Source organism: Patiriisocius sp. (genome assembly GCF_051252435.1).
Taxonomy (GTDB): domain Bacteria; phylum Bacteroidota; class Bacteroidia; order Flavobacteriales; family Flavobacteriaceae; genus Patiriisocius.
This window is the reverse complement of the sequence record NZ_JBPOFW010000004.1, coordinates 218,094-244,586: the sequence shown is the minus strand read 5'-3', so window position 1 is coordinate 244,586 and position 26,493 is coordinate 218,094. Positions and strand designations below refer to the sequence as shown.

23 protein-coding genes are annotated in these 26,493 nt (G+C 37.3%); 12 read left to right on the top strand and 11 right to left on the bottom strand.

Annotated elements, in window-relative coordinates:
- Positions 1–98: 98 nt before the first annotated feature.
- Genes ACSHW7_RS10770 through ACSHW7_RS10760 form a run of 3 tightly spaced genes read right to left on the bottom strand, consistent with a single transcriptional unit; the run spans position 99 to position 3,820 of the window.
- Positions 99–2,117 (bottom strand): M3 family metallopeptidase, encoded by a 2,019-nt coding sequence (locus ACSHW7_RS10770; RefSeq protein ID WP_435679353.1) that lies wholly within the window; start codon positions 2,115–2,117, stop codon positions 99–101.
- Positions 2,118–2,123: 6 nt separating this feature from the next.
- Complete coding sequence (gene purE, locus ACSHW7_RS10765) at positions 2,124–2,612, bottom strand: 5-(carboxyamino)imidazole ribonucleotide mutase (protein WP_435679352.1); 489 nt, start codon at positions 2,610–2,612, stop codon at positions 2,124–2,126.
- Between the two features lie 50 nt (positions 2,613–2,662).
- On the bottom strand, positions 2,663–3,820 hold the full coding sequence (locus ACSHW7_RS10760) for a 5-(carboxyamino)imidazole ribonucleotide synthase (RefSeq protein WP_435679351.1): 1,158 nt from the start codon (positions 3,818–3,820) through the stop codon (positions 2,663–2,665).
- A gap of 189 nt (positions 3,821–4,009) precedes the next feature.
- Between ACSHW7_RS10760 and ACSHW7_RS10755 the strand changes: the two genes are divergently transcribed.
- From ACSHW7_RS10755 to ACSHW7_RS10735, 5 genes are all read left to right on the top strand, one after another.
- A complete protein-coding gene (locus ACSHW7_RS10755; RefSeq protein ID WP_435679350.1) occupies positions 4,010–4,774 on the top strand; it encodes an adenylate kinase in 765 nt (254 codons plus the stop codon).
- Between the two features lie 157 nt (positions 4,775–4,931).
- Positions 4,932–5,951 (top strand): GTPase ObgE, encoded by a 1,020-nt coding sequence (gene obgE, locus ACSHW7_RS10750; RefSeq protein WP_435679349.1) that lies wholly within the window; start codon positions 4,932–4,934, stop codon positions 5,949–5,951.
- Between the two features lie 79 nt (positions 5,952–6,030).
- Positions 6,031–6,555 (top strand): DUF4136 domain-containing protein, encoded by a 525-nt coding sequence (locus ACSHW7_RS10745; protein WP_435679348.1) that lies wholly within the window; start codon positions 6,031–6,033, stop codon positions 6,553–6,555.
- 69 nt (positions 6,556–6,624) lie between these two features.
- Positions 6,625–7,578: a tetratricopeptide repeat protein gene (locus ACSHW7_RS10740; protein WP_435679347.1), complete on the top strand. Its 954-nt coding sequence runs from the start codon at positions 6,625–6,627 to the stop codon at positions 7,576–7,578.
- A gap of 102 nt (positions 7,579–7,680) precedes the next feature.
- Positions 7,681–9,036, top strand: coding sequence for a UDP-N-acetylmuramate--L-alanine ligase (locus ACSHW7_RS10735; RefSeq protein ID WP_435679346.1), 1,356 nt, complete (start codon positions 7,681–7,683; stop codon positions 9,034–9,036).
- 3 nt (positions 9,037–9,039) lie between these two features.
- Here ACSHW7_RS10735 and ACSHW7_RS10730 read toward each other — a convergent pair whose 3' ends face one another.
- Both ACSHW7_RS10730 and ACSHW7_RS10725 read right to left on the bottom strand, forming a co-directional pair.
- Complete coding sequence (locus ACSHW7_RS10730) at positions 9,040–9,633, bottom strand: FMN-binding negative transcriptional regulator (protein ID WP_435679345.1); 594 nt, start codon at positions 9,631–9,633, stop codon at positions 9,040–9,042.
- 342 nt (positions 9,634–9,975) lie between these two features.
- Positions 9,976–10,419, bottom strand: a complete 444-nt coding sequence (locus ACSHW7_RS10725) for a DUF1569 domain-containing protein (protein ID WP_435679344.1) — start codon at positions 10,417–10,419, stop codon at positions 9,976–9,978.
- Positions 10,420–10,591: 172 nt separating this feature from the next.
- Here ACSHW7_RS10725 and radC point away from each other — a divergent pair, with 172 nt between their 5' ends.
- The 6 genes from radC to ACSHW7_RS10695 all read left to right on the top strand — a co-directional run bounded on the left by radC (position 10,592) and on the right by ACSHW7_RS10695 (position 16,158).
- Positions 10,592–11,290, top strand: a complete 699-nt coding sequence (gene radC, locus ACSHW7_RS10720; RefSeq protein WP_435679343.1) for a RadC family protein — start codon at positions 10,592–10,594, stop codon at positions 11,288–11,290.
- A 116-nt stretch (positions 11,291–11,406) separates the two neighbouring features.
- A complete protein-coding gene (locus ACSHW7_RS10715; protein ID WP_435679342.1) occupies positions 11,407–12,702 on the top strand; it encodes a polysaccharide deacetylase family protein in 1,296 nt (431 codons plus the stop codon).
- The gene (locus ACSHW7_RS10710) at positions 12,692–13,378 is read left to right on the top strand and encodes a YjjG family noncanonical pyrimidine nucleotidase (RefSeq protein WP_435679341.1); all 687 of its coding nucleotides are present in this window, start codon (positions 12,692–12,694) and stop codon (positions 13,376–13,378) included. The genes ACSHW7_RS10715 and ACSHW7_RS10710 overlap by 11 nt, the downstream gene beginning before the upstream one ends.
- Positions 13,379–13,428: 50 nt before the next feature.
- Entirely contained in the window at positions 13,429–13,977 is a 549-nt protein-coding gene (locus tag ACSHW7_RS10705) for a hypothetical protein (RefSeq protein WP_435679340.1), read from the top strand.
- Between the two features lie 10 nt (positions 13,978–13,987).
- Positions 13,988–15,400, top strand: coding sequence for a DUF5723 family protein (locus ACSHW7_RS10700; RefSeq protein WP_435679339.1), 1,413 nt, complete (start codon positions 13,988–13,990; stop codon positions 15,398–15,400).
- Positions 15,397–16,158: a hypothetical protein gene (locus ACSHW7_RS10695; RefSeq protein ID WP_435679338.1), complete on the top strand. Its 762-nt coding sequence runs from the start codon at positions 15,397–15,399 to the stop codon at positions 16,156–16,158. The genes ACSHW7_RS10700 and ACSHW7_RS10695 overlap by 4 nt, the downstream gene beginning before the upstream one ends.
- Here ACSHW7_RS10695 and ACSHW7_RS10690 read toward each other — a convergent pair.
- Positions 16,155–17,447, bottom strand: coding sequence for a replication-associated recombination protein A (locus ACSHW7_RS10690; RefSeq protein ID WP_435679337.1), 1,293 nt, complete (start codon positions 17,445–17,447; stop codon positions 16,155–16,157). The genes ACSHW7_RS10695 and ACSHW7_RS10690 overlap by 4 nt on opposite strands.
- Positions 17,448–17,536: 89 nt before the next feature.
- Between ACSHW7_RS10690 and ACSHW7_RS10685 the strand changes: the two genes are divergently transcribed.
- Positions 17,537–18,331 (top strand): rhomboid family intramembrane serine protease, encoded by a 795-nt coding sequence (locus ACSHW7_RS10685; RefSeq protein WP_435679336.1) that lies wholly within the window; start codon positions 17,537–17,539, stop codon positions 18,329–18,331.
- 1 nt (position 18,332) lies between these two features.
- Here ACSHW7_RS10685 and rlmB read toward each other — a convergent pair whose 3' ends face one another.
- The 5 genes from rlmB to ACSHW7_RS10660 all read right to left on the bottom strand — a co-directional run bounded on the left by rlmB (position 18,333) and on the right by ACSHW7_RS10660 (position 26,447).
- A complete protein-coding gene (gene rlmB / locus ACSHW7_RS10680; protein WP_435679335.1) occupies positions 18,333–19,070 on the bottom strand; it encodes a 23S rRNA (guanosine(2251)-2'-O)-methyltransferase RlmB in 738 nt (245 codons plus the stop codon).
- A 64-nt stretch (positions 19,071–19,134) separates the two neighbouring features.
- Positions 19,135–19,725 carry a hypothetical protein gene (locus ACSHW7_RS10675; protein WP_435679334.1) on the bottom strand — a complete coding sequence of 197 codons (591 nt, stop codon included), beginning with the start codon at positions 19,723–19,725 and terminating at the stop codon, positions 19,135–19,137.
- Between the two features lie 19 nt (positions 19,726–19,744).
- Positions 19,745–21,370 carry a SusD/RagB family nutrient-binding outer membrane lipoprotein gene (locus ACSHW7_RS10670; RefSeq protein ID WP_435679333.1) on the bottom strand — a complete coding sequence of 542 codons (1,626 nt, stop codon included), beginning with the start codon at positions 21,368–21,370 and terminating at the stop codon, positions 19,745–19,747.
- 74 nt (positions 21,371–21,444) lie between these two features.
- Positions 21,445–24,738, bottom strand: coding sequence for a SusC/RagA family TonB-linked outer membrane protein (locus tag ACSHW7_RS10665; RefSeq protein WP_435679332.1), 3,294 nt, complete (start codon positions 24,736–24,738; stop codon positions 21,445–21,447).
- A gap of 95 nt (positions 24,739–24,833) precedes the next feature.
- On the bottom strand, positions 24,834–26,447 hold the full coding sequence (locus ACSHW7_RS10660; RefSeq protein ID WP_435679331.1) for a POTRA domain-containing protein: 1,614 nt from the start codon (positions 26,445–26,447) through the stop codon (positions 24,834–24,836).
- Positions 26,448–26,493: the final 46 nt, after the last annotated feature.

Here is a 26,493-nt window from a genome sequence, read left to right as displayed (position 1 = left end):
TTCAATCCTGTTATTTCAATAATGGTTTCGACTGCCGGCTCGAAAGAAATTTTCATTCTTGCGGACGCTCAGCTAGACAACTATCATTAATAAAAGTTCTAAATTAATCCTGCTCGTTCCAATAACGCTTCTGGATTTGGCTTTTTTCCTCTAAATTTAATATACAATTCCATGGGATCCTGCGTTCCTCCTTGCGAAAGCACAAAGTTTTTAAATTTATCCGCAACCTTTTTATTGAAAATCCCTTGTTCTTTAAAATAAGCAAAGGCATCCGCATCAAGTACTTCGGCCCATTTGTAACTGTAATATCCCGCTGAATAGCCACCTTGAAATATGTGTGAAAATGCTGTGCTCATACAAGTTTCGGGAGTGTCTGGATAGAGTGACGTTTCTTTAAAAGCTTCTTCTTCAAAAGCCTTTACATCTTTAATATTTGATGGGTCGCCATTATGCCATTGCATATCCAATAATCCAAAACTCAATTGACGCAACGTTTGCATTCCTTCATGAAACGTAGCGCTTTCTTTGATTTTTTTAACCAACTCCATAGGAATGATTGCCCCAGTTTGATAATGCTTTGCAAATAACTCTAACGTTTCTTTTTCATAACACCAATTTTCTAAAATCTGACTTGGTAATTCTACGAAATCCCAATGAACACTTGTGCCGCTCAACCCTTTATACGTTGTATTTGCAAGCATCCCGTGTAAGGCATGGCCAAACTCGTGAAACAATGTGGTAACTTCATTAAACGTTAAAAGCGAAGGTTTGCTAGCTGTTGGTTTTGTAAAATTACAAACGATTGAAACATGTGGTCTGTCGTTAATTCCATGGAATTTTTGTTGCGGTTTATAACTCGTCATCCAAGCACCTCCACGCTTTCCAGGGCGAGGGTGAAAGTCGGCGTAAAATATTGAAACCAAAGCTCCATCAGTATCGGTTACACGATATGTTTTTACATCTGGATGATATTTGTCGATTGCAGCATCTACTTCAAATTGGAGTCCGTATAGCTTTTCGGCTACAGTGAATACGCCATTTATTACGTTTTCTAATTTAAAATAGGGTTTCAGTTTTTCGTCGTCCAAACTGAACTTTTGTTGTTTTAACTTTTCGGCATAAAAAGCACTGTCCCATTTTTGTAATTGGTCAATACCGTCTTGTTTTTTTGCGAAAGCTTCCAGCTCATCAAACTCTTTTTTAGCCGCAGGTTTTGCTTTTTGAAGTAGTTCGTTTGAAAAGTCTAACACCGTTTGTGGTGTTTTTGCCATGCGTTCTTCGAGTACAAAATGCGCGTGACTTTTATAGCCTAAAAGCTGTGCTCTTTGATGTCTTAAGTTGACAATTTTCAGCACATTTTCCTCATTGTTGTTAACTCCTTTTGTAAATGCACGTGCTCCAAAAGCCAACGATAATTCTTTGCGAAGCTCACGGTTTTCGGCATATTTCATAAATGGAATATAGCTGGGATAATCTAAAGTAATTACCCAACCTTCCAATTCTTTTTCCTTTGCAACCTGTGCTGCGGCCTCTTTTTCTCCATCAGGTAATCCGGCCAAATCCTCTTCGTTTGTTAGGTGCAAATGATAGGCGTTTGTAGCTGCGAGTACATTTTCTCCAAATGTGAGTGAGAGTTTAGAAAGATCAGCGTCAATTTTACGAAGTTGTATTTTTTTCTCTTCGGAAAGGTTGGCTCCGTTTCTTGCAAATCCTTTGTATTGCTTTTCGAGTAGTGTTGTTTGCTCCGTATTTAAATCCAATTCATTTCGGCTTTCAAAAACAGTTTTTACACGTGCGAACAATTTTTCATTTAACAAAAGGTCGTTTGAGAATTCGGTTAAAAGTGGAGATACTTCCTGAGCGATTTTCTGAATTTCGTCATTAGTTTCGGCGCTATTCAAGTTGAAAAAAATGCTGGTGGCTCTGTCAAGTTGGAGGCCAGTATTTTCTAATGCTTCAACGGTATTTGTAAATGTTGGTTCGTCTGTATTATTTGTAATTTCAGAAATTTCAGCATTTGTCAAAGCAATCAACTTTTTGATTGCAGGTAGATAATGTTCATTCTCAATTTTTGAAAACGGTGCAGTGTTGAATTTCTCTAATAATGGGTTTTTCATAAAATCTTAATTGTCCTCTCTTACTTTTTTAGCGCCTTCTTCTACTTTCATTTTTAATCCTTCTTTGTAGGCAATTACTTTATCGAGCACGCATTTATCTGCCGTACTAATAATTTGAGCTGCAAGTATTCCTGCGTTTTTAGCACCATTGAGCGCGACAGTTGCCACAGGAACGCCGCCGGGCATTTGTAAAATGGAGAGAACGCTGTCCCATCCATCGATTGAGTTGCTCGATTTTACAGGAACGCCGATTACTGGAAGGGGTGACAAAGAGGCTACCATGCCTGGTAAATGTGCTGCTCCGCCTGCACCCGCAATGATTACTTTAATACCACGCGTATGTGCGTTTTTACTAAAATCGAATAGTTTTTCTGGCGTTCTATGTGCCGAAACGATATCAACTTCAATCTCGATATCAAATCCTCTTAAAATGTCAATGGCGTCTTGCATAACTGGCATATCGCTGGTGCTGCCCATAATGATTGCTACTTTCATAAGCTTTTGTCATTTCCGCGAAAGCGGAAATCTCTTTAATTAGTACTCAATTATCTACTTATCACTTTAATACTATCCTTCACAACCTCTGCAACTTTTCTCGCTTCCTCTATATTTTCATTTACTATAGTTACGTGACCCATTTTTCGAAAAGGGCGCGTTTGTTTTTTGCCGTAGATGTGAGGTGTTACGCCATCCATCGCCATTATTTTTTCGATATTTTCATAATAAACATCGCCTGTGTGACCTGCTGCTCCAGTTAAATTCACCATAATTCCAGCAGCTTTGCTATCGGTTTTTCCCAAAGGTAAATCTAGGATGGCTCTTATGTGTTGCTCAAATTGGTTTGTGTAACTTGCCTCAATACTATAATGACCGCTATTATGTGGTCTTGGTGCCACCTCGTTTACAATAATGTCATCATTTTCGGTTTGAAAAAGTTCTACCGCTAATAGGCCTACATGTTTAAATGCTTCGGAAACTTTAGCGGCGACAGCTCTTGCTTTTGTTGCAACTTCTTCTGTAATTCTTGCGGGGCAGATAACGTATTCTACTTGATTGGCTTCGGGATGAAATTCCATTTCGACAACCGGATACGTTTTTACTTCTCCCTGAGGATTGCGGGCAACAATGACAGCCAACTCATTTTTAAAAGGAACTAAATCCTCCGCGATACATTCCACTTCGGGCAATGGGATGACGTCTTCTTCGGTGCGAATTACCGCAACTCCTTTTCCGTCGTAACCGCCCGTGCAGCTTTTCCAAACAAAAGGAAAGGAAACATCTTTGCGAACGATGGCTTCGGTCAATTCAAATTTATCTGCAAATCTTTGAAATGGCGAAGTGGGAATTTTATGGTCTACATAAAATTGCTTTTGCACGCCTTTATTTTGAATGTTCCGTAACGTTTCAGAAGAAGGAAATACCTTAATCCCTTCTTTTTCGAGGGTTTCAAGCGCTTCAATATTAACGCTTTCAATTTCAAAAGTGAGTACGTCCACTTTTTTTCCGAAGTTGACAACCGTTTGATAATCCATCAAATCGCCTTGCTCAAAAGAGTCGCAAGAAATTCTGCAAGGTGCCTCGTTGCTTGGGTCGAGAACGTGTGTTTTGATGTCAAACTTTCGCGTTTCGTAGAGCATCATTTTGCCCAGTTGCCCGCCGCCTAGAATTCCGAGAGTGAAATTTGAAGAAAAATAATTTGCCATGTCGCAAAGATACATTGTTTGAAATCGAAAATGAAACCGAAATCGAAGTTTGAAATGGATGGAAAATTTAGGGAGTCATTAGTACGTTTTTGATGGGTTGAATCAAGTTCTTATTTCTTTAAAAAGCGGTATCTTTGCGCCGTATTTAAACAATACAATTATTTTATACTAATTGGAACATTTGTTGTTATGTGGAATTGGACGCATAATTTCTTCGGAAATTTTAATAAAATGAAGCATTCTTGTACATCAAAGGATGACAAAGACAAAGAGTTTAAAAATATACTGAAGGATTCTGTAACTAGAATTTCCGAAGAACCTAAAAAAGAAGTTGAATTAAAAAGATATTCCGCTCGAAGAGACGGAAAAATTGATATGACAAATATTGTATTATTCGGCCCTCCTGGAGCGGGGAAAGGAACACAGGCAGATGTGTTGAAAGAGACGTATAATTTGATACACCTTTCAACGGGTGATATGTTTCGCTACAACATGAAAAATGGCACCGAGCTTGGTAAATTGGCAAAAACCTATACCGAAAAAGGCCACCTCGTACCAGACAGCGTAACAAACGATATGTTGAAAGCTGAGGTTACCAGAAGACTTGAGGAAAAGCCTAACGGATTTATTTTTGACGGTTATCCACGTACCAAAGAACAAGCAAAAGTATTGACCGAATTTTTAACCGAAAAAGAAACCGAAGTTGATGCTATGGTTGCTCTTGAAGTTGATGATGAAGTACTCGTAAAAAGACTTCTTGAAAGAGGAAAATCGAGCGGGAGAGCAGACGATGCCAACGAAGAAGTAATTAGAGAACGCATTGCAGAATACTACCGTAAAACCGATGTTTTAAAAGAATACTATCAAAAAGAAGATAAATACTTTGGCGTTGATGGTGTAGGTAGTGTAAAAGAAATTACTGCGCGTTTGAGTGCTGTGATTGATAGGTTGTAAAAAAGCCTCCCCCAGCCCCTCCGAGGGAGTGGAGCTAGTTTTTTGATGTCTAGTTGAGCGCTCGCCAGAATAGAAATTTTTTTCGGGCTGGCAGTCGATACCTACATTTAAATAATAGAAACAATAAATAATATTCCCACTTCTGTGGGAAATGAATATGACTGAAGGCAATTTTGTAGACTACGTAAAAATCCATGTCGAATCTGGTAAAGGTGGACAGGGGAGCGCGCACTTGCGTCGTGAAAAGTATATCCCTAAAGGTGGTCCCGATGGAGGTGATGGGGGTCGTGGAGGTCATATAGTTCTGGTTGCCAACAGTAATATGTGGACGTTGCACCACCTCAAGTTCAAACGTCACTACAGAGCAGGTCACGGTGAGCACGGAAGCAAACAAACCAGTACCGGCGCGGATGGTGAAGATATTTATATACAAGTACCTTTAGGCACGCTTGTTATAAATTCAGAGACGGGCGAAAAGATGAAAGAACTCATGGAGCATGGCGAAGAACTCGTTATTGCGAAAGGGGGAAAAGGTGGCCGTGGGAATAACCATTTTAAAAGTTCGACAAACCAAACGCCAAGATATGCACAACCCGGAATGGAAGGTGAGGAAGGAAACTTTACACTAGAAATGAAGGTGTTGGCAGACGTGGGATTGGTTGGTTTTCCCAACGCTGGAAAATCTACACTATTGTCAGTAATTACTGCGGCAAAGCCGAAAATTGCCAACTACGAATTTACTACGTTGAAACCCAATTTAGGTATCGTAGAGTATAGAGACCACCGCACTTTTGTGATGGCAGATATTCCCGGGATTATTGAAGGAGCTGCCGAAGGAAAAGGATTGGGCCATTACTTTTTGCGCCATATTGAGCGTAACTCAACACTATTATTTTTAATCCCTGCGGATGCGCCAGATATTAGAAAACAATATGACATTCTGCTAGACGAATTAAAACGTTACAATCCAGAATTGCTGGATAAAGATAAGTTAGTCGCAATCTCAAAAAGCGATATGCTGGACGAAGAACTCAAAGCCGAAATGAAAATAGAACTGGACAAAGATTTTAAGGGGATTCCTTATTTATTTTTTAGCTCTGTGGCGCAATTGGGGTTGATGGAATTGAAAGACAAGCTCTGGAGTATGTTGAATGGAACTTCTGTTCACGAGTCTTAAAAAGCAGATATTGTTATGTTAAAGAATAAGACATTGGAGTGAGTGGTTCAGTTTTTGCGCATCGGAAGAAAAAAATAATATGAAACTAGTATCCTTTATTTTCGGTTGCTTTTTATTGATTTCCTGCGGTGCTTCCGTGGTGGTCGATTATGATAAAGAAACCGATTTCTCCACGCAACAAACATTTCAATTTTATACCGAAAAAGATAGCAAGGTAAACCCCTTCGATACGAAAAGGATAGAGACATCTATCGATAGTGTTTTGTCTGCTAAAACATGGCAACGCACAGATTACAATCGGTTTTTTGTAGATTTTTTTGTGGATAAACTGCCCGCGCAACAACGTTCAACCATAGGTATTGGTGTTGGCTCAGGTGGAGGAGGCATTGGCATTGGCGGCGGTGTTGGTATTCCAGTAGGTGCTAAAAAAATGGAACACGTACTCACAATTATGTTTAGAGAGGCTACCACAAATCAACCTTTGGTTTGGGAAGGTTCGGCTTCTGGATTGCTCAAGGAGAATGCAACTCCCGAACAAAAAGAGGGGTTTTATAATCTAATGGTGCGCAAAATTCTTTCAAAATTTCCACCTAAGAGCAAGTGATTTAAACGCTAAAAAGTTTCTTATTAAAGTTATTTTAATCCTTATTTTTACTTCGGAAATGTACCAAATATGAAAATCGCATTCTTACTTTTATTTCTTCCATTAACTCTTCTAGGTCAAACCTCGTTTGAAACAGCGGTACAATACTACAATGCTGAAAATTTCAGAAAAGCAAAACCTTTATTTGAGTCTTATTTAAAGGAGCATCCAGGCGATAAGAGAACGCGGGAATACTTGGGCGATGTTGCGGGTTATGCCAAGGATTGGGACACTGCGATTGATTTTTACGAGGCGTTAGTTGAGGAAGATGAGAACAATGCAAATTATCAATTTAAGTATGGCGGCGCGATGGGAATGAAGGCGCTTTCAATAAACCGCTTGAGAGCTGCGATGTATATTGGGGATATTAAAGAGGCTTTTGAGACGGCGGCACAATTGGATCCAAAGCATGTAGAAGTACGCTGGGCATTGGTAGAATTTTATATTCAATTGCCAAGTATCATTGGCGGAAGCGAGGAAAAGGCGATTAAATATGCAGATCAATTAAAAGCTATTTCTCCCGTGGATGGGTATTTGGCCAACGGCTACATTGCCGAATATAACGACCGACCAAAAGATGCGGAGCGTTTGTACAAAAAAGCGATTGAGATTGGTGGTTCGCCACATACCTACGAGAAACTTGCCAACCATTACGAGAAAAACAATCAGCCAAAAGAGGCCATTGAGACTGCAAACAAGTCGTTGAAGATTCATAAAAGAAACACTTTAAATTATCAAATTGGGAAAATTGCAGCGCAATATAATTTGGATGCTGAATTGGGTATTGACTGTCTACTGGCCTATATTGAAAACTATAGTGTTAAAGATGGTGTGCCCAAAGACTGGGCATATTACAGGATGGCCCAGATTTATAAAAATCAAGGCAAAAAGCAAACGGCACTTGTTTGGATTGATAAAGCTTTAAAAAATCGTCCAGATTTTAAAGAGGCTTTAGAGGAAAAGCAGTTTATTCAAGCGCTGTAAGAATTAAAATTTTCAAACTTCAATTTCAATTTCGATAGCAAAGATTGTATCTTTATACTTCATCGAATTAATCAATAAAATTACCGTGTTTACGGCATTTCTATGCGAGTACATTTCATTGCCATTGGTGGCAGCGCCATGCACAATCTTGCTTTGGCATTACATAATAAAGGATATCAAGTTACTGGAAGTGATGACGAAATTTTCAATCCGTCAAAAGCCAGATTGGAAGCAAAGGGATTGTTGCCGGAGGAATTTGGTTGGTTTCCGGAGAAAATTTCCGAAGATATTGATGCTGTTATTTTAGGAATGCATGCCAAAAAAGACAATCCAGAATTAGCAAAAGCAAAAGAACTGGGATTGACAATTTACAGCTATCCTGAATTTTTATACGAGCAGTCTAAAAATAAAACCCGCGTTGTCATTGGGGGTTCACACGGAAAAACGACCATTACTTCTATGATTTTGCATGTAATGCATTATCATCATAAAGAGGTTGATTATATGGTGGGCGCGCAGTTGGAGGGTTTTGACACGATGGTACATTTGACCGAGGAAAATGATTTTATGATACTCGAAGGCGATGAGTATTTATCGTCGCCCATAGATAGACGGCCTAAATTTCATTTATATAAACCCAATATCGCACTATTGAGCGGCATCGCGTGGGACCACATCAATGTATTTCCTACCTATGAAAATTATGTAGAACAGTTCGAGATTTTTTTAACCGAAATCACTAACGGGGGAGCAATAATATACAATGAAGAAGATGCTGAGGTGAAAAGGGTAGTGGAAGAAACCGAAAGCCAAATCAAGAAATACCCGTACAAAACACCTGAATATACTGTTGAAGATGGAGAGACATTACTAGAAACCGAAGACGGCCCGATGCCTATTGAAATTTTTGGAAAACACAATCTCAATAACCTCGAAGGTGCGCGATGGATTTGCCAATTAATGGGGGTTCAGCAAGAAGACTTTTACGAAGCCATTGCCACTTTTAAAGGTGCGAGCAAACGTTTGGAGAAAATCGCAGAGAGCGCAACCGCAATTGCATTTAAGGATTTTGCACACTCTCCCAGTAAAGTAAGGGCGACAACCCAAGCGGTAAAAAATCAGTATCCAGATAAAAAATTAGTAGCCTGCCTAGAATTGCATACTTACAGCAGCCTCAATCCAGAATTTTTAAAAGAATACAAAGGCGCACTCGACGCAGCAGATAAAGCCGTAGTTTTCTATTCTCCGCACGCCGTTTTATTAAAAAATCTTGCCGAAGTAAAAGACTCACAAATCACCGAGGCCTTTGATAGAGATGACTTGGTAGTATTCACCAACCCAGCCGACTTTAAAACCTACCTTTTCACACAAGATTTTAAAAATACTGCCTTATTGTTAATGAGTAGCGGTAATTACGGCGGGCTAGACTTCGATGAGGTGAAGGAGTATATAAAATGATTACTAATACATATCAAGAATAAATCCCGCATCACCATCGCGGGATTCTTTTATGAGTTGTTGTTTTGCGTTTTCTTGGTCTTGAGCATTTTTATCTTGTGAGAGTTTAAATTTTCCTTCCCAGTTTGTTATTTCAATGTCAAATGCCTGTATGTATTTTACGGCAGCTTCCATTCTTGGGTTTTCCTTTTCTAACCTATATGCTTGCTCCGGTTGCTCTAAAAAATTAGTCATGGCAATCATGGTCTCTTTTGCTTTATTGGGGTCATTGATTAAGGTTATTGTACCTGTAACATGCACGATAATATAATTCCAAGTGGACAATTGTGTCGTAGTATAAATCGAAGGAGAAATATAACAATCGGGACCTTTGAATACAACTGTTACCTCTGCACCATCTTTTAGCGTTGCTATTTGGGGATTAAACTTATCAATATGCGCCACTAATTTTCCAGTCGTATCATTATAAATTATAGGAATGTGAGTGACAAAAGGCTTCTCATACTTTGCCGAAACCAGCATACCCAAAGGAAATTGCTTGATAACAGCAATCATTTTTTGAATATCGGTTTCTTGATGGTGTGGCGGTGGGTACATGTATATAATCAACGATTAGTGATTGGAGATTTTTGATTTGAGAAGTAAAAAATAATGAATACCAAATTTCATTTTTAAAGTCCGAAGATAAATTTTATGATTCAATTTTTTGCAGTTCAAAATTGGATATTTTCACCTCAAAAAAAATTCAACAATCTCCAATAATTTTTCAAACCCCAAACTGTCTCAAATGATGGTCCAAATGTTTGCGATACGTGAAGCGCAACGTTTTAAAAAAGGTGTCCAGAAAAAGGTACACTTTTTTAAAACTACCACCCCGTCAATGGGAAATAATATATCTAATTCAACATTCCCCCTTTGGGGGCTAGGGGTACTTTTTCATCAAACCCCAAACTGTCTCAAATGATGGTCCAAATGTTTATACTGCATTTTACCCCATTGTTCTTTGGTAAAGTTTCCAAAAACGGGGTGTGGCATCCATTCTTCTTTATCTCTAATGGAGCCTAATTCTTCAACAAGCGAACTCAGTTTTGCTTTCTCTTTATCAAAATCTTTGTCTTCAGTTACCTTAAAATCTGGAGCCGTTGGCAACCCTTTTCTCCAAGGTTTGTCGTTGTACATAGATTTTTTAAAAAGTAATGCGACGAACCAGTTGGGTTTCATATCGGTTTTCTCTTTTTCAAGAATAATATTGAGCGGAAATTGACAGTGATGCACCATTTGCGCTGAGGTCATTTTTCCCCATTGGCGTGGAGCGTCTTCCTTTAGATTGTCAAGCCTGTTCTTAATTTCAGAAAAACCTTCATCTGTAAATATTGATTTCATGATATTGGTTGTTTGTTAAGATGTTTAAATGTATCTAAAATTTCAGAAAAGAGCAATATCTAAAAAATGTCTGTTATACTATTTTACTGAAATCCAATATATTTCAGCCCTTTTTAAATAAAATTTTTATCTTTAAATCTCCCCGTTTTTATAGTATTCAAAACGTAAATTTTTGACACTTTACTCCACTCCATTTTCCATAAAACAATGGAACGAAGACGACCGCCCGCGTGAAAAATTGCTTAATAAAGGCAAAGCTGCGCTGAGCGATGCAGAGTTGATTGCCATATTGATTGGTAGCGGCAGTCGTAACGAGAGCGCGGTCTCTTTGAGCCAGCGCATCCTCTCCAAGGCCGAAAATAATTTGAATGATTTAGGTAAATGTACCGTTGCACAACTCATGGAGTTTAAGGGAATAGGGGAGGCAAAAGCAATTTCTATCGTCGCCGCAATGGAGTTGGGAAGGCGCAGAAGGGCTGGCGAGGCGCTCGAAAAACAAAAAGTGACGAGCAGCAAATCTGTCTTCGAATTGATGCAACCCGTGCTGGGCGACCTGCCACACGAGGAGTTTTGGATTGTTTATATGGACAATTCAAATAAGGTGCTGCAAAAGGTTCAGCTTAGCAAAGGCGGTATTACTGGGACTTTGGTTGACGTACGATTGGCTTTTAAAAACGCACTTCAATTGGGTGCTGTGGGATTGATTTTGGTCCACAATCACCCCAGTGGCACGCTCAAACCCAGTCATGCAGACAAACAGTTGACACAAAAACTTGTAAAAGCGGGCGAGAGTCTGGATATCAAAGTACTCGACCACGTTATCGTCACAGAGAAATCCTATTTCAGTTTTGCCGATGAGGGTATCCTTTAAATGCTATTTCAATTCGGAAATTTTAGTGAATTGCACAGGTTGCTGTTTAATTTTACTGGGGAGCAATATTTAAAATCGTATTTTTAGCCTGCAGAAATGTTACCGAAAAAATCACTATGCTTTTAATTTTCACTCAAAAAGTTACCCCACGTGTTACTTATGCTTTCAAGCATATTTGTACGCGTATTCTTGGCATTGAAGTGAAATTCACAACCGAAATTGAAACGTTTATAAGTCATACAGGTGCAAAAATTTCTTACGGAAAGCAAGCATTGGGTAATGAGCTTTTTTTTCAGAGCCATGGATTGCTCACTCAAATGGGAATTGAAAGTGTGGACGTTTCTGTTAAAAAGTGGGAAGGAATCTCGGGCTTTTTTTTTACAAATGATAAAAGCGCTATGCCTTTTGATCTATTTGCGGCTTCCTTTTACCTGCTTTCGCGCTACGAGGAATATCAGCCACACGTTAAAGATGCACTGGGTAGATATCCCGCAAGCGAATCTTTAGCTTTTAAAAATGGCTTTTTAAAAACTCCCGTTATCGATGTTTGGGCTCATAAATTTAAAATGATTTTAAACGAAACTTTTAATGATTTAAAATTTCCGAAGAAAAAATTAAAAACAAGTGTTATAGTAAACGCTCAGGCGCCTTATGCCTATGTGCAAAAAGGTGCATACCGTAGTTTGATTGCCTATTTTAAAGACTTAGTTGGCTTGAGGTTTAATGCGATTTTAAATCGAACACGAGTGATTTTTGGATTTCGAAGAGACCCTTATGATACATTTAAATGGCTAGTAAATGTCACCAAAAATAATAGATTAAAACTCTGTATATTTTTTTTATTGGGAGAGGCGAGTTCGTTTGAGGAAAGCATAAACACGCATAGAAACCGATTTAAAACACTTATAAAATTGGTGGCAGATTATCATCAAGTGGGTTTGTTGATTTCAGAAAAGGCACTTAGAAATCCTGAAATTTTAAAAACCGAAAAGAATAAATTAGAGCATATTACTAACCGAAACTTATTAGGTTCGCTCAATTTACATTTCGTTGTCAACTTACCCGATATTTACAGAAATCTCGTTGAGCTTGAAATTGAAAAAGATTACACGATGGTGTATGAGAATGTAGTAGGGTTTAGAGCGGGAACGTGTACGCCATTTTTATTTTATGATTTGGATTACGAGATTAGAACACCTTTAATAATCTACCCAGTTTCTTGTACGAGCAGGGGGTTTAGTCGCATGTCTCCAAACGATATTAGTGATACCGTCAAATCATTGCTCGAAACTGTACGTAGTGTTGACGGTACATTTTCAATGATTTTTTCAAATCACGATTTTTCCATCGACCCCAATAACAAAGTGTGGCGCACGCTACTTTCTGAAACGATACCAAGCTATGAAAAATAAGATTACCGATGTTTTTTTCGACCTGGACCACACATTATGGGACTTCGACCGAAATTCTGCCTTGGCATTTCAACGAGTTTTCAACACACATAAAATTGAAATTCCGGTAGTCGATTTTATGAAAGTCTATGAGCCAATCAATTTTGCATATTGGAAAGAATATAGAGAAGAACGCGTGACGAAAGAAGTACTGCGAAGAGGAAGGTTACAGGATACGTTTTCAAAACTTAATTTGGCATACGAACTGGAAATTATTGATTTGCTTTCAGATGGTTATATTGAGGAGTTGCCTGGAAACAATCATCTTTTTGATGGTGCTATTGATTTGTTAGAATATTTGAAAAATAAATATTCACTACACATAATTACTAATGGTTTTGCTGAGGTTCAAAACATTAAAATGGAGCGCAGTAAGCTTGCACCATATTTTAAAACGGTGACATCCTCTGAGGAAGTGGGTGTTAAGAAGCCTAATCCTATCGTTTTTCATACCGCATTGGAAAAAACAAACGCAAAACCAGAAACTTCTATAATGATAGGAGATACTTTTGAAGCCGATATTTTAGGTGCCGAAAGCGTGGGCATGGATACCATTTTTTATAATTACCGAAATGAAGTGATACCCACTACTTATAAAGCTGTTGATACCTTACTGGAAATCAAAAAGTATCTTTAAGTTATACTAAACATTGGGAATGAGGCGTTTGTTACATATACCCCCAACGTATGCCTACTTACAAAATTCCCATTCTTATTGTTTCTTTAATTCTAGCAATTTTTACTTCGTGTGTTCGCGATACAGATTTTGAACAATCAAAAGATATTGAGCTTACTCCTGTTGTTGAATTAAACTTAATATATTTTGATGTTGCTGCGAGCCAATTTTATGATTCGGTAGCGAATACTCAAATACTTACCGTTAGAGATACCACGGCTTTAGAGTTTTTAGATGGACAGGATTTTAGTGACGCACTGCAACGTGCCGAGTTTTATTTCAAATTTGAGAACGAAATTCCTAGAGATTTTCAAGTGGAATTTGAGTTCATTTCAGAAACAAACGAAATTACATATTCCGCAGAAACTAGCGTAGCGCAAGGAACAGCCGGGCAGCCACAAACTACTATTTTTGAAACCATTGTTGAAGGAGAAGAAATTACCCAACTCACAATGGCCAATAGAGTAGTGGTTGCAGTAACAATTCCGTCATCATCTGCAACATTGAGCGGCAACCTCAATTTACAATCTAAGGTTACTTATTTTTTACAAATTGATTAACAAGACTACGATGAAAATTCTTTTTTTCTACATAGTCTCAGGACTAACTATTTGCGTTGCACAAAACAAACAGGTTTTGTATGAGTGGGAAAACCCTGCACAATCATTGTTACTCAATCCAGGGACAAGTGTGGAGGCGGAGTATCATTATGGAATTCCGTTTTTATCTCAAATACACATAAATGCTGGGTCTTCTGGAGTTTCGGTTTTTGATATTTTTGGCGAAGATGGTAGAGATATCAATGATAAGATTAGAGAGAAAATTTTTGAATTGGATAACAAAGATTTTTTTACCGTAAGTCAACAACTGGAGTTGTTTAATTTTGGTTGGCGCTCAAAAAATGACACCTATTTTTCTGGTGGAATTTATCAAGAGTTAGATGTCATTGCCTATTTTCCGAAGGATTTCGCCATTTTGGCTTGGGAGGGAAATAGGGATTATCTGGGGTATGAATTTGATTTTGGGGATATTAATTTACAAGGGGATTTATTGACTGTGTATCACTTCGGAATTAATAAGAAATTGAATAAAAAATTGACGGTGGGTCTTCGGCTGAAGGTGTATTCAAGCATGTTAAGTTTCCGAAGCACAAATAACGGAGGCACATTTACTACCACGCAAGGTGAGGGCACACCTAACGTTTATGAGCATACGATTAGTAATCTTGATTTACAAGTTGAAACTTCTGGATATGCTTCATTGAGGGACGCAGAGACAAATGGTGAAAGGACAAATGCTTTGCTAGGCGGGGCGTTTTTTGGTGGAAATTTAGGGGTGGGAATTGATGCTGGCGTAACATACGCAGTCACAGATAAAATTGAAGCTACAGCTTCTGTTCTTGATTTAGGTGCCATTTTTCATCGAAGAGATACTGAGAATTATAGGGCTAGCGGTAATTACACACTGGATGGTATTGAATTGATTTTTCCTGAGATTGTTGATGGCCAAACCACGTTCCCATATTATAGTGATCTAGAAGATGAAGTTGAGCGAGAAATACCAATTGATACTTTAAATAATAGCTATTCACAGTTTCGTCCGGCGAAAATAAATGCGGGATTGACGTATAATTTTGGGCGGACTATCAGTTCCTCTGGTGATTGTGATTGTCGCAATATGGGAGGTAAAAGAACTACAACCGAAGCGGTTGGTATACAATATTACAACATTTTTAGGCCTAAAGGCCCGCAAATGGCAGGGACCATTTTTTATAGAAAACGCTTTGGTAATTGGCTTTCCACAAAGGCGACGTATACTGTTGATAGTTATTCTGCGAAGAATATTGGATTGGGAGTTTCGCTTAATTTGGGAAATATTAATTTTTATGTTGCTGCAGATAATCTACTAGACTATGGAAATATTGCGAAAGCAAAAAGTGTATCTTTACAGTTAGGTTTTAATGTAATTGTAGATCAAGAATGAAAAAGTTATTGTTAGTTTTAGTGGTTTCTGTTTTAGCTTCCAGTCAGATGAAGGCACAGTCACAATTGAGTGACTATAGTTATGTTGTTGTTCCAGAAACATTTCAATTTTTGGCTGAAAAAGACCAGTTTCAATTAAATTCAATGACGAAATTTTTATTTGATAAAAATGGATTTAATGCGTTTTATCAAAGTGAATTGCCTGATGTAAATAATTGCGATGGTTTGCAAGCAGAAATTCTTGAAGAAAGTAATATTACGCGCACGTCAATTACAGTAATTTTGAAAGATTGTAAAGGCAATGTTGTGTTTGAAGGAGCTCCCGGCAGAAGTAAATACAAAGAATATAGAAAGACCTATCAAGATGCACTACGAAAAGCATTTGAAAGTATTGAGAAACTTAATTTCAAACAAAAAGAATTGGTTATAAATCCAGAAAGTGTTTCCGAAAATGAAAATGGCGAGATGCAAGCTGAAACGATTTCAAAAGGTGTTGGGGTAGTACCTCAAAGAACTTTTAATCAATATTCTTTGAATGATTCAACCTATTTGCTAAAGAAAAATAATGAAGGGTTTACGTTGTTTCAAGAGTCTGAATTGGCAGAAAACGGACTCTTGGTCATTGGCGAAATCTTTAAAGAAAATGAATCATACGTTTGTTCTATTGCTGGTAAAAATTATCCGGTGGAATTCAAGTCTAATTCCGATATGGTAATTTATAAAGACGAAAATTTAATGAAATTAAAATTTCAGAATTAAAAAGCATACTTGTCTTTCCACATATTTTTTAAGTGATTTTTTAACTGATTTTCCTTCGGGTTATTTCCTGGAACGTATAACGTTGTCTTTTCTATTTCCTTTGGCATAAATTCGTGTGCTACAAAATTGCCTTCATAATTATGTGCATACGCGTAGTTTTGGCCATATCCAAGTTCTTTCATCAACTTAGTGGGTGCGTTTCTAATAGAAAGTGGCACCGATAAATCGCCCGTTTGTTTCACAAGTCGCTGTGCATTGTTGATGGCCATGTACGAAGCATTACTCTTGGCAGAAGTAGCAAGATAAATAGTGCATTGACCCAAGATAATCCGTGACTCGGGATACCCAATACTTGTCACCGCTTGAAATGTGCTATTGGCCAATAAGAGTGCGTTTGGATTAGCCATCCCGATATCTTCGGAAGCTAAAATGAGTAATCTTCTCGCTATAAATTTAACATCTTCACCGCCTTCAATCATTCGCGCAAGCCAATAAACTGCCGCGTTTGGGTCACTCCCACGAATGGATTTAATAAATGCCGAAACGATGTCATAATGTTGTTCACCAGTTTTGTCATATAACACCGTATTTTTTTGAATCTTTTTTAAGACCAAATCGTTGGTGATTATTACAGGATTAGTGTCATTTTCTATGGAAATTTCAGAAATAATAACTAGTTCTAGTGCATTTAAAAGTTTTCGCGCATCGCCTCCTGAAATCCTTATAAGTGCTTCGGTTTCCTTAAGTTCAACATTATATTTTGAAAGCTTTTCATCAATATTTAAGGCTCTTTGGAGTAAATCTTCAAGGTCTTGCCTTGTAAACGGTTTGAGGACGTACACCTGACTTCTAGACAATAGGGCAGGGATTACTTCGAAACTTGGATTTTCGGTAGTAGCGCCTATTAAGGTAACGAGGCCTTTTTCAACAGCGCCCAACAAAGAATCTTGTTGTGATTTACTGAATCTATGAATCTCGTCAATAAATAAAATGGGATTTTTTGTTGTAAAGAGTGTATCTGCTTTTTTTGCTTTCTCTATAACTTCCCTTACGGCGGCAACTCCACTATCAACAGCACTTAATTGATAAAAAGGTCGGTCGCTTTGTGTAGCAATAATAGTTGCTAATGTTGTTTTACCGGTTCCGGGAGGCCCCCAAAAAATCATTGAGGGTAAAATACCACTTTTTAATTGCGCAGTCAATGCGCCATTTTCACCAATGAGATGATGTTGGCTTAGATAATCTTCTAACGTTTTGGGGCGAATTCTTTCTGCTAGGGGAGTGCTCATAGTTATAAAATTACAATAATAAACCTATCGTTTGACTGACAATTTATCATTAATTTACAATTGGGTTAATTTTTTGAAGTACATATTTTATGTCCAAACAAAACAAATTATTTTTTACACCAGAAGTAGTGCTATATCCACTAATGCTGGTTTTTATTATGTGGGTTGTTTTTTGGATGGAAATTAGATTTCAATTAGATTTTAATTATCTGGGAGTTAGACCCGGCCGTCTAGAGGGCTTGCGTGGAATACTTTTTAGTCCATTTATCCACGGAAGCCTAAAGCACCTCTTTAACAATTCAATTCCTATGCTCGTGCTTACGAGCGCGCTGTTTTATTTTTATCGCTCTATTCGTTGGCGTGTATTGATACTAGGACTCGTTTTAACTGGATTATTAACTTGGATAATAGGTAGGCCAGCAAATCATATTGGAGCAAGTGGTATCGTTTATCTTTTAGCGTCTTTTTTATTTTTCAAAGGTATTATTTCTAAAAACTATCAATTGACAGCGCTGTCTTTTGCTGTGGTGTTTATTTATGGTAGTTTATTGTGGTACGTGTTTCCAGTAGACCCCGTTATCTCTTGGGAAGGGCATTTATCAGGTTTTATTGTTGGGTTAATTTTTGCTTTTGTTTTTAGAGGACAATTTGTAGAAAAAAAGAAATTTGAATGGGAGCGAGACGATTATAATCCCGAAAATGACCCATTTATGCGACAGTTTGATGACTTCGGAAATTTCATAGAAAAGAAACCTGAGCCATTGATTGAAGAACCATTAGAATACGGAAGATATTTAGGTTCTACTAGTAGTTTAGAAGAAACTCAAGTGAAGATTAGATATGTTATTATTGATAGACTGCATCAATCTGAAGAATCTGAATAATTTACATACTTCGTTGTCGTACTACTTCATAAAGAAACGCTCCTGATGCAACCGAAACATTGAGGGAATTAATTTTTCCTAAAAGCGGTAGAGCTGCTTTTTCATCTACAATACTCAAAACAGATTTGGATACACCAGTACCCTCTGACCCCATTATAATTGCGGTTGGAACTTTGAAATCAACATTGTATAAAATGTTGTAAGTCTTTTCGGTAGCAGCGACTGTTTTTATGCCGCTACCTTGAAGATAATAGATAGCATCTTTAATGTGATCCACTTTACAAATGGGAACGTTAAAAATGGCACCAGCAGATGTTTTTACAGTATCACCGCTTACGGGTGCTCCTCCTTTTTTCTGAATAATAACAGCATCTACTCCTGTGCATTCAGCAGTCCTTAAAATTGCCCCAAAGTTGCGTACATCGCTAATTTGATCAAGCACTATAAATAAAGGTGTTTTTTCACTTGCAAGCGCTTTTTCAACAACGCTATCAATGCTATGAAATGATACTGGAGAAGTGATAGCTATAATGCCCTGGTGATTGCTACGACATAGCTTATCCATTTTTTCAAAAGGAACGATTGATATCGTAGTGTCTGTTTTCTCAAGGTCAGAAACTATAGTATCTATTTTTGGATTATTAAGTCCTTTTTGAACATATACTTTATCGATAAATTGATTAGCTCTAATCGCTTCGATAATAGGGTAAATTCCAAATATAAGTTCTTCTTTCTTCATTATATAAAAGTAAAAAACCATCCTGAATAAACAGGATGGTTTATAAATTAAAAATAAATATTATTTATTCTATTGGATCATCAAAAGTTACTTCCCAGTTGAAGGCTTGTAATAAAGTTGGTGCGCCTAAAACTTGTCCGTCAGTCATTCCTCCATTCCATTCTCCAGGATATCCATCTTCGTCAGAATTTGGGAATACTCCAGTAGGTGTAGTTGCTCCAGACTCAGTACCATCATATACTAATCCATCAACTGTAGTAACAGTTCCGAAAAATTCGAAACTATCACCTTCTTCGAAAGTACTTACTGGTACACTGAATAATGTAGCCATATCTGCTGCGGTAAAACCTACATCAAAAGGAAAAGTAGTTGTTGATCTAAAACTTATTGTATCCTCGGTAGCTCCAGTAAAATTTGCTGCTACACGAATATCATATGTAGCAACATTTTCATTGGGGTCTTCTACAGAAGCTATAAAAATAGCTGTTGAAGGATCAGCACCCGCATTTAATTCTGGTGCAGTTACAAATTTTACGAAACCACCGTTACCAAGTTCAGGAATACGGGCTTTGTCTTCATCTTCACAACTCAAAAATGTTATTGACGTAATCGCAATAGCAAAAGCAAGTGAAAATAATCTATTTATATTTTTCATAATTATATTTATTTAATGATTAGTCAATGAAACCAGCAGGATTATTATCCCAAAATACTTGGTTTGTAACATCTTGTTGCTGAATATTTGGATTATTTTGTAAAGCATCGGCAGAATATCTAAATACTCTAGGGAATGCACCAGCTGGTCCAATTGGAGACTGTAAGTCAGGTAATCCAGTTCTTCTATATGTATTGTAAGGCTCAGTACCACTTCCCCATGCTGCTAAAAACCATTCTCTAGCAACTACAGCAAGTTTCCCTTCATTATTAGCCGCATTAAATTCAGCTCTTACTCTTGCAACATAATCGTTAACGTCTGCCGTTGTTGCCGCATAGTTTGTACCACTGTCTGGATTCGTTGTAGATACATTTCCAAAATTAAGTACCTTAGTCATACTGCGTCGGATACCTAATTCTAATAAATCGATTGCACTACCTCCAGTATTCAACGTAAGACTAGCTTCTGCTAATGCAAAATGTGTATAACTTGATAAATACAGAGGTAATATGCCTGCTCCTTGTAAAGACTCACTTACATCTCTTGCTCTTTCAAAAGTTTCTCTATCAAATGCTCCTCCACCAGGATAAAGTCCGTATGTACTTTTTCTCGCACCATCATTAGGAAGACCTTCATCGTCAGCGTGATCTCTTCCCCAATATTTGTTACCTACATAGCAATAATCATAACGCGCTTGTCCAAGACAAGGTAAGTTTGAACCACTTGGTTCTTCATCTCTTTGTCTGTAGATGTAATAACGTAAACGAGGGTCTGCTATGCCTGTCTCCACAAACGGAGCTTCCGCATCACCTGCATTTAGAAAATCATAAAATTGATTACTCATATAAGTATTTGCGGTTTGAAGATAATCTGTTTGGAAAAATGGATGTCTACTGTCTGTGTCAGTATTAACAATCGTACCATAGTCATAATCGAAATCTTCTTCAACTGTATCAATGATATTTTGAGACGCTACACTAGTAATCCCTGCAGCATCACCAGTATTTAGATAAGCTTTAAGTTTCAAGGTGTTTGCAACTGCGATCCAGTTATCAGATGAGAAATCTGAATAAAACAAATCGGTAGGAACTAAAGCATCACCGCTTGACTGCAAAGTACTGATTGCAATATCTAATAACTCTAACTGAGCCGCATAAATATCTGCCCCTTCGTCTAGATTCGGCGTAGGGAATTCTGCTGGCATATTTGCTTCAGAAAAAGGAACTCTGCCTAAATAGTCAACGAGTGTAATATATGTATAGGCCTCAAGAATCTGAGCTATAGCTAAGTGATTAGATAAATCGTCTTCTGATACAGAAACAATATCCTCTAATAAATCTATATTAGCGAACATTCTATATGAGGTGGCATATTCTCCAGCAGCAGTATTCAGAGTATTGATATCTACAGAATTGTTATATGATTCACGCATATGTATCATGCGCACTATTTCCATACTTGGTCCGTTTAAACCCTGCATGATACTTCTGAAATTGTTTTGAATCCCGTTTAAAACAAAGTTAGGGTCAGCAGACTCAACATTTAAATTGTTAGGATCTTCTAGTAATTCTAATTCTATAGTTTCACATCCTGTAAAAAACAAGACCATGGCAGAAATGAATGATATTTTAAATAATTTTTTCATAATGTTATATATTTTGATTTATACTACTATAACAGGCGGCAGGTTAAATTACCACCTGTTGAGTATAATTTTTTTTAAAATGTTGCTTTAACACTAAATGAATAACGCTTATTGGTTGGTCCAGTTTGAAACTCTAAACCTTGTCCATTACCTGTACCAGTACTCAAAGCTTCTGGGTCAATATTGAAGGCGTCAGGAATATTAAATGCCTTTACATACAAGTTTTGACCTGAAAGTGAAAAAGAAACATTTCCAAATGGAGTTTTTTCTAAGGTTTTTTCACTTAATGAATAAGTTAAAGAAGCCTCTCTTAAACGCATATGTGATGCATCATAAACTCCTTGACCAGAAGGGTCAACTAGGTTGGTGAAATAAACATCATTAGCGCCAATTTGAATGTTGTTTTCTATAAAATCCCCATTTGAGTCTAACAACGCTTCTCCAGTTGTAGGATTAGCAAGAATACCAGGTATTACGTATGTACCTTCACGATTATCAACGTTAACTGTAGTTACTCCACGTCTATAATATTGTGAAGCAGTTTGTGAATAAATTTCACCGCCATGAGTATATTCTAGTTGAGCAGAAAGTGAAAGTTGTTTGTATGTGAGCGTGTTAATTGTAGATACATTCCAATCTGGATTTGGATCAGCAATAGTTTCGGTAGGTAGAGGTAACTCGACTTCTGAATCAAGAATTTTACCAGTTTCAGGATTAATCAATAACACTCCTTCTACGCCAATTCCTAACGGATTGTCTTCGGTAATGTTATTGGGATCATAACGAGCTGCATAACCTCCCTTAATAACTCCTAATGGCTCTCCTTCAGAAGCAAAGTTACCTAGGTTTGTAAAACCAACGTATGCAAAAGAAGGTATTCCTCCTAAGTCAATAACTTCATTTTCAAAGGCTGTAAAATTATTTCTTACATCCCATGTAAAGTTCTCACTTCTTAATAATGTAAAGTTTAGTCCAATTTCTAAACCTTGAATTTGAGTCTCCGCAATATTGTCTTGAATAAAGCTAAACCCAGAAGATTGAGCTAGTGGTCGAAAAACAATTTGGTCTTCAATTGTTCTTTTATAAACAGTAGCATCTAGACCTATCCTTTTGTTAAACAATTCCGACTCTAAACCAAGTTCAAATTCCTTTTGAAGTTCTGGTTGTAAATCAGGGTTAGCTTGCGTTGAAGGCTGAGAATTTGTTGTAATTGTAGATCCATCTGCAAACGCGCCAGGTTGAATTACATTCGTTAATGCCGTTAATATAGGACGAGTATTATATGGACCTGGGAATCTTGCAGAGGTACCATAACCGGCACGTAATTTCAAGTAACCAAGACCAGAAGCGCTTCCTACACCGTCTATAGAAGTAGGAACGAAGGCTATCGAGGCACCAGGGTAAAATAAAGATCTATTATCTTGCTCAAGAGTTGACGCCCAATCATTACGCCCGGATAACGTTAAGAATAAATAACCGTCATAATCGAAAGCTAATTCACCATATGCACCTATAATGTTAGATTCATTTCTACGGTCTAAATTTCCAGCAACTGGATCATTTGATGTCTGTGAATTAAAGTTTCTGTGGTTGAAAAAATCAAAAACGACCTGATCGGTACTTGTTATACCAAACTGCTCATAAGTATCTCTACGTGCATTGAAACCTAACTGAGTTGTAAAGCTGAATTTATCAGTTAATTCAATGTTATTAAAACCAAAATTTAAGTTGTGGTCATATATAAAGTTATTTCCTTCGGTAGTTCTTAGATAGCCAAGATCATAAGGCGCAGTAACTGCTCCTCGATTAACTCGGAATTCTTGAAATTCAGTATAAGTATCCAATCCAAATCTATAGTTTACACTAATGTTATCAGATATGGCATAACCTGCCGATAACTTACCAAAGAAACGCTTCGTATCTTGTTCTACACCAGCATTATTCAATAACCAATAGGGGTTTTCCTGGTCATCTCTATAGTAAACACTTGCTCCTGTCGCCGGATTTTGGAAAGGTAAATTTGATAAATCTAAGTTTCTAGGAATGAATAATGTCCTTGTGAAGATTGAAAGAGCGCCTGCGGCATTATTTGCAGCAATGGGAGGAGTATTTACTCTTGTATTACTAAAATTCGCAGTCCCGTCAAATGTAAATTTATTTGAAAGCTTTGTAGAACCACCTAAACCTATGTTATAACGAGTAAGTCCATTATTTCTAATATAACCATCCTCGCTAGTATAACCAAAATTTATATTGTATCGAGTGTTTCCTTCGTTTCCTGGAGACCCAGCAACGTTTACCGACATCCCTTGTCCTAAACCAGTTCTAAAGAAATCTTTAACATTATCTGGAGCAGCTTGATATGGAATTTCAAGACCATCAAATTCAGGAAATATATCACCTAAATTTGCGTAAGGGTGAGCAATCATAGTATTTGTGTCAAAACGAGCTCCCCAGTTACCAACAAAACCTGGATTAGTTCCATTGTCAGAACCTTGTCCATAGTCATTTTGATAATCAGCCAAATTAGATATTTCAGTTTGATAAACAGAAGAAGAAACCGTCACTTCAAATTTCTTATTTAATTCCTTTGAACTTCCATTTTTGGTAGTTATAATAACAACACCATTACGACCTTGTTGACCGTAAAGTACAGACGCACTTAAACCTTTAAGAATCTGAACACTCTCGACGTTATTTGGGTCAAGATCTAAGAAACGGCTACTAGTTACAGTGTTACCACCTGCAAAACCAGTTTGCTCATTCGTGCCTCCGTCAAATGGAACACCATCAACAATAAATAATGGTTGGTTTGAACCGTTAATCGAACTTTTACCACGAATAACAAAATTCGTACCTGAACCAGTAGCCCCACTGTTACCAACAATTTGAACTCCAGCTACCTTACCGTTCAATGAACGTACAACATCAGATTCTGGTTTGTTTTCAATAGATTCAGCCTCAAGAGTCGTAACTGCATAACCGAGAGATTTTCTTTCTTTAGTAATACCTCCATACCCCGTTACGATTACTTCGTTCAAGGTTTCCCCTTCTTCCATTGTAACGTTGACGCGACTAGAGGCAGCAGTAATTGCGCGCTGTGTCGTATTGAAACCTACATAACTAAATACGAGTGTCTGACCCACAGGTGCTGAGATGGAATAATTTCCATCAAAATCTGATTGTGTTCCATTGGTCGTACCTTTTACGATAATGTTAACCCCTGGTAATGGTAAGCCTGAATTATCAGTTACCGTTCCGGAGATTGTTTTTTCTTGTGCGAACGAGAGTTGCACCACTAACGCTAGCAATAGCGTTAAAATTCCACTAAACTTTGTTTTCATGTTATAATTATTTGAATTAGCCAATGCCAAAAATCACAATAAAAAGTTAATTACACAACTTTTTAAACTTAAATTTTGGTTTTTTTTAAAAGTGCTGTCACCGATAAACCCCCGTTTTATCAGAAACGCGAAGTGAGACTCACATGTATTTTTGTATTTGCAAATTTAAAGTCTTGATTGTCAAGATTTCCATTTGCGATATTCAGGTTGAGTATTCCCGCTTTTGTTGATACTCCGAGACCTAGTCCAAAGCTATAAAGTTTTTCTTTTTGTTGTATCACCTCATTTTCAAAATATCCCACGTCAATAATTGAATGAATGTATGAGGTTGTGTTTAATAAATAACGGTATTCTGTATTTAGGACTGAAAATAGGGTAGCATCAATACTGTTTTCTGTAAAACCTCTTATGCTTTGTATTCCTCCAAACCTAAATAATTCGTTTGTCAAATAAGTTTCGCTAAACAAAATACTTGTTGTGTTCCTTATAAATACCGAATTGTTTTCATTCAAACTCAAAATATGCGAAATGTCGTTTTCTGTAATGGTTTGATTTTCTTTAGCTGTATCTGTGGTTCTGTTTCCCTGAGCAAGTGAAATCGCGAGGTTGGATTTTAACGGGAATAATAAACTTCGTTGAGGTTTCATGTAATTTAGGCCTGCGGTCACATATTTGGCTTCGTAGTCTTCAATGCCCATTGAGATATCGCCAAGAAGATTGCTGGAGGTCCTTCCGGAATAGCCCGCCGTCACATTTGTCCTTGGATTGAGCTGGTAGCTAATATTTGCAGATTGGGCAGTGTTCGAAAAAGTTGTATCTCTCCTAAAGATTTTTAATTCAAGCGAAACGCCCAACGGAGTTTTAGCGATGTAAGGGAATGTAGTTTTAATTCTGAAATTTCTTTGGTCATTTCCGTCGGCTTTGTAATTAAACAAAAGTTGTTCTCCGTAATTTAGATTGTTGTTCAATTCTAAATTAAGATAGCCGTTAAATTCAATATTGTTCGTTTCTTCGTTTGTCGCAAATCCCAAGATTCCGTCAAAATTGTTAAATTTTCTTTTTTCAAGATAGAAATACACGACCGTGCTGTCTTTTCTAAAAAGTGCTTCGGGTGCTTTTAGCGTATTCACGAATCCCAAACTACTCAATGCATCATTTTGTTCTACTAATTTTTTCTGGTCAAAAGGTTTACCTTTTTTTATGCCTGCATAATATTTTATAAATGACTTCGGAAACTTGTCGTACCCTTTTATTGCAATGCTGTCAATAGTTCTTTTTTGTCCGCTTTCCGAATTCAGTCTTGCCGAAAGTTCACCGTTGTCATTTTTAAAATCTGTTAACTTCAATCTGGCAAACGCATTTCCGTTTTCGGCTTGGTTTGCATTTAAATTTGAGAGCGCTTTTTCTACTTCAGAAATAGGGATTGTAAAATAAGTCTCATTGCTGAAATTGCTGATTGATTTAATGTCTTGTTTTCTGAAACGTGCCGGGTCATAAAAAACGGTAATCATCTCATATTTATTTCCGAAGAAAAACTGCGCGTTAAAAACTGAATCGTTTATTCTTTGGATGGTGTCAAGCCTGCTTTCAATATATCCAAATCTTTGTAGCTTGCTATAGACGCTCTTAGCTTCGTCTGAAATGGATTTGTAATTTTTGTGCTTGTTTTCAAAGTTTAATGAATCTCTTAAGGTTTCAGAGATTGAAATTTCCGAAGAGATTTTCAATTCCAATTCCTGAGCTGATAAAAAGCAGGTGAATGCAGTATATATATTAAGG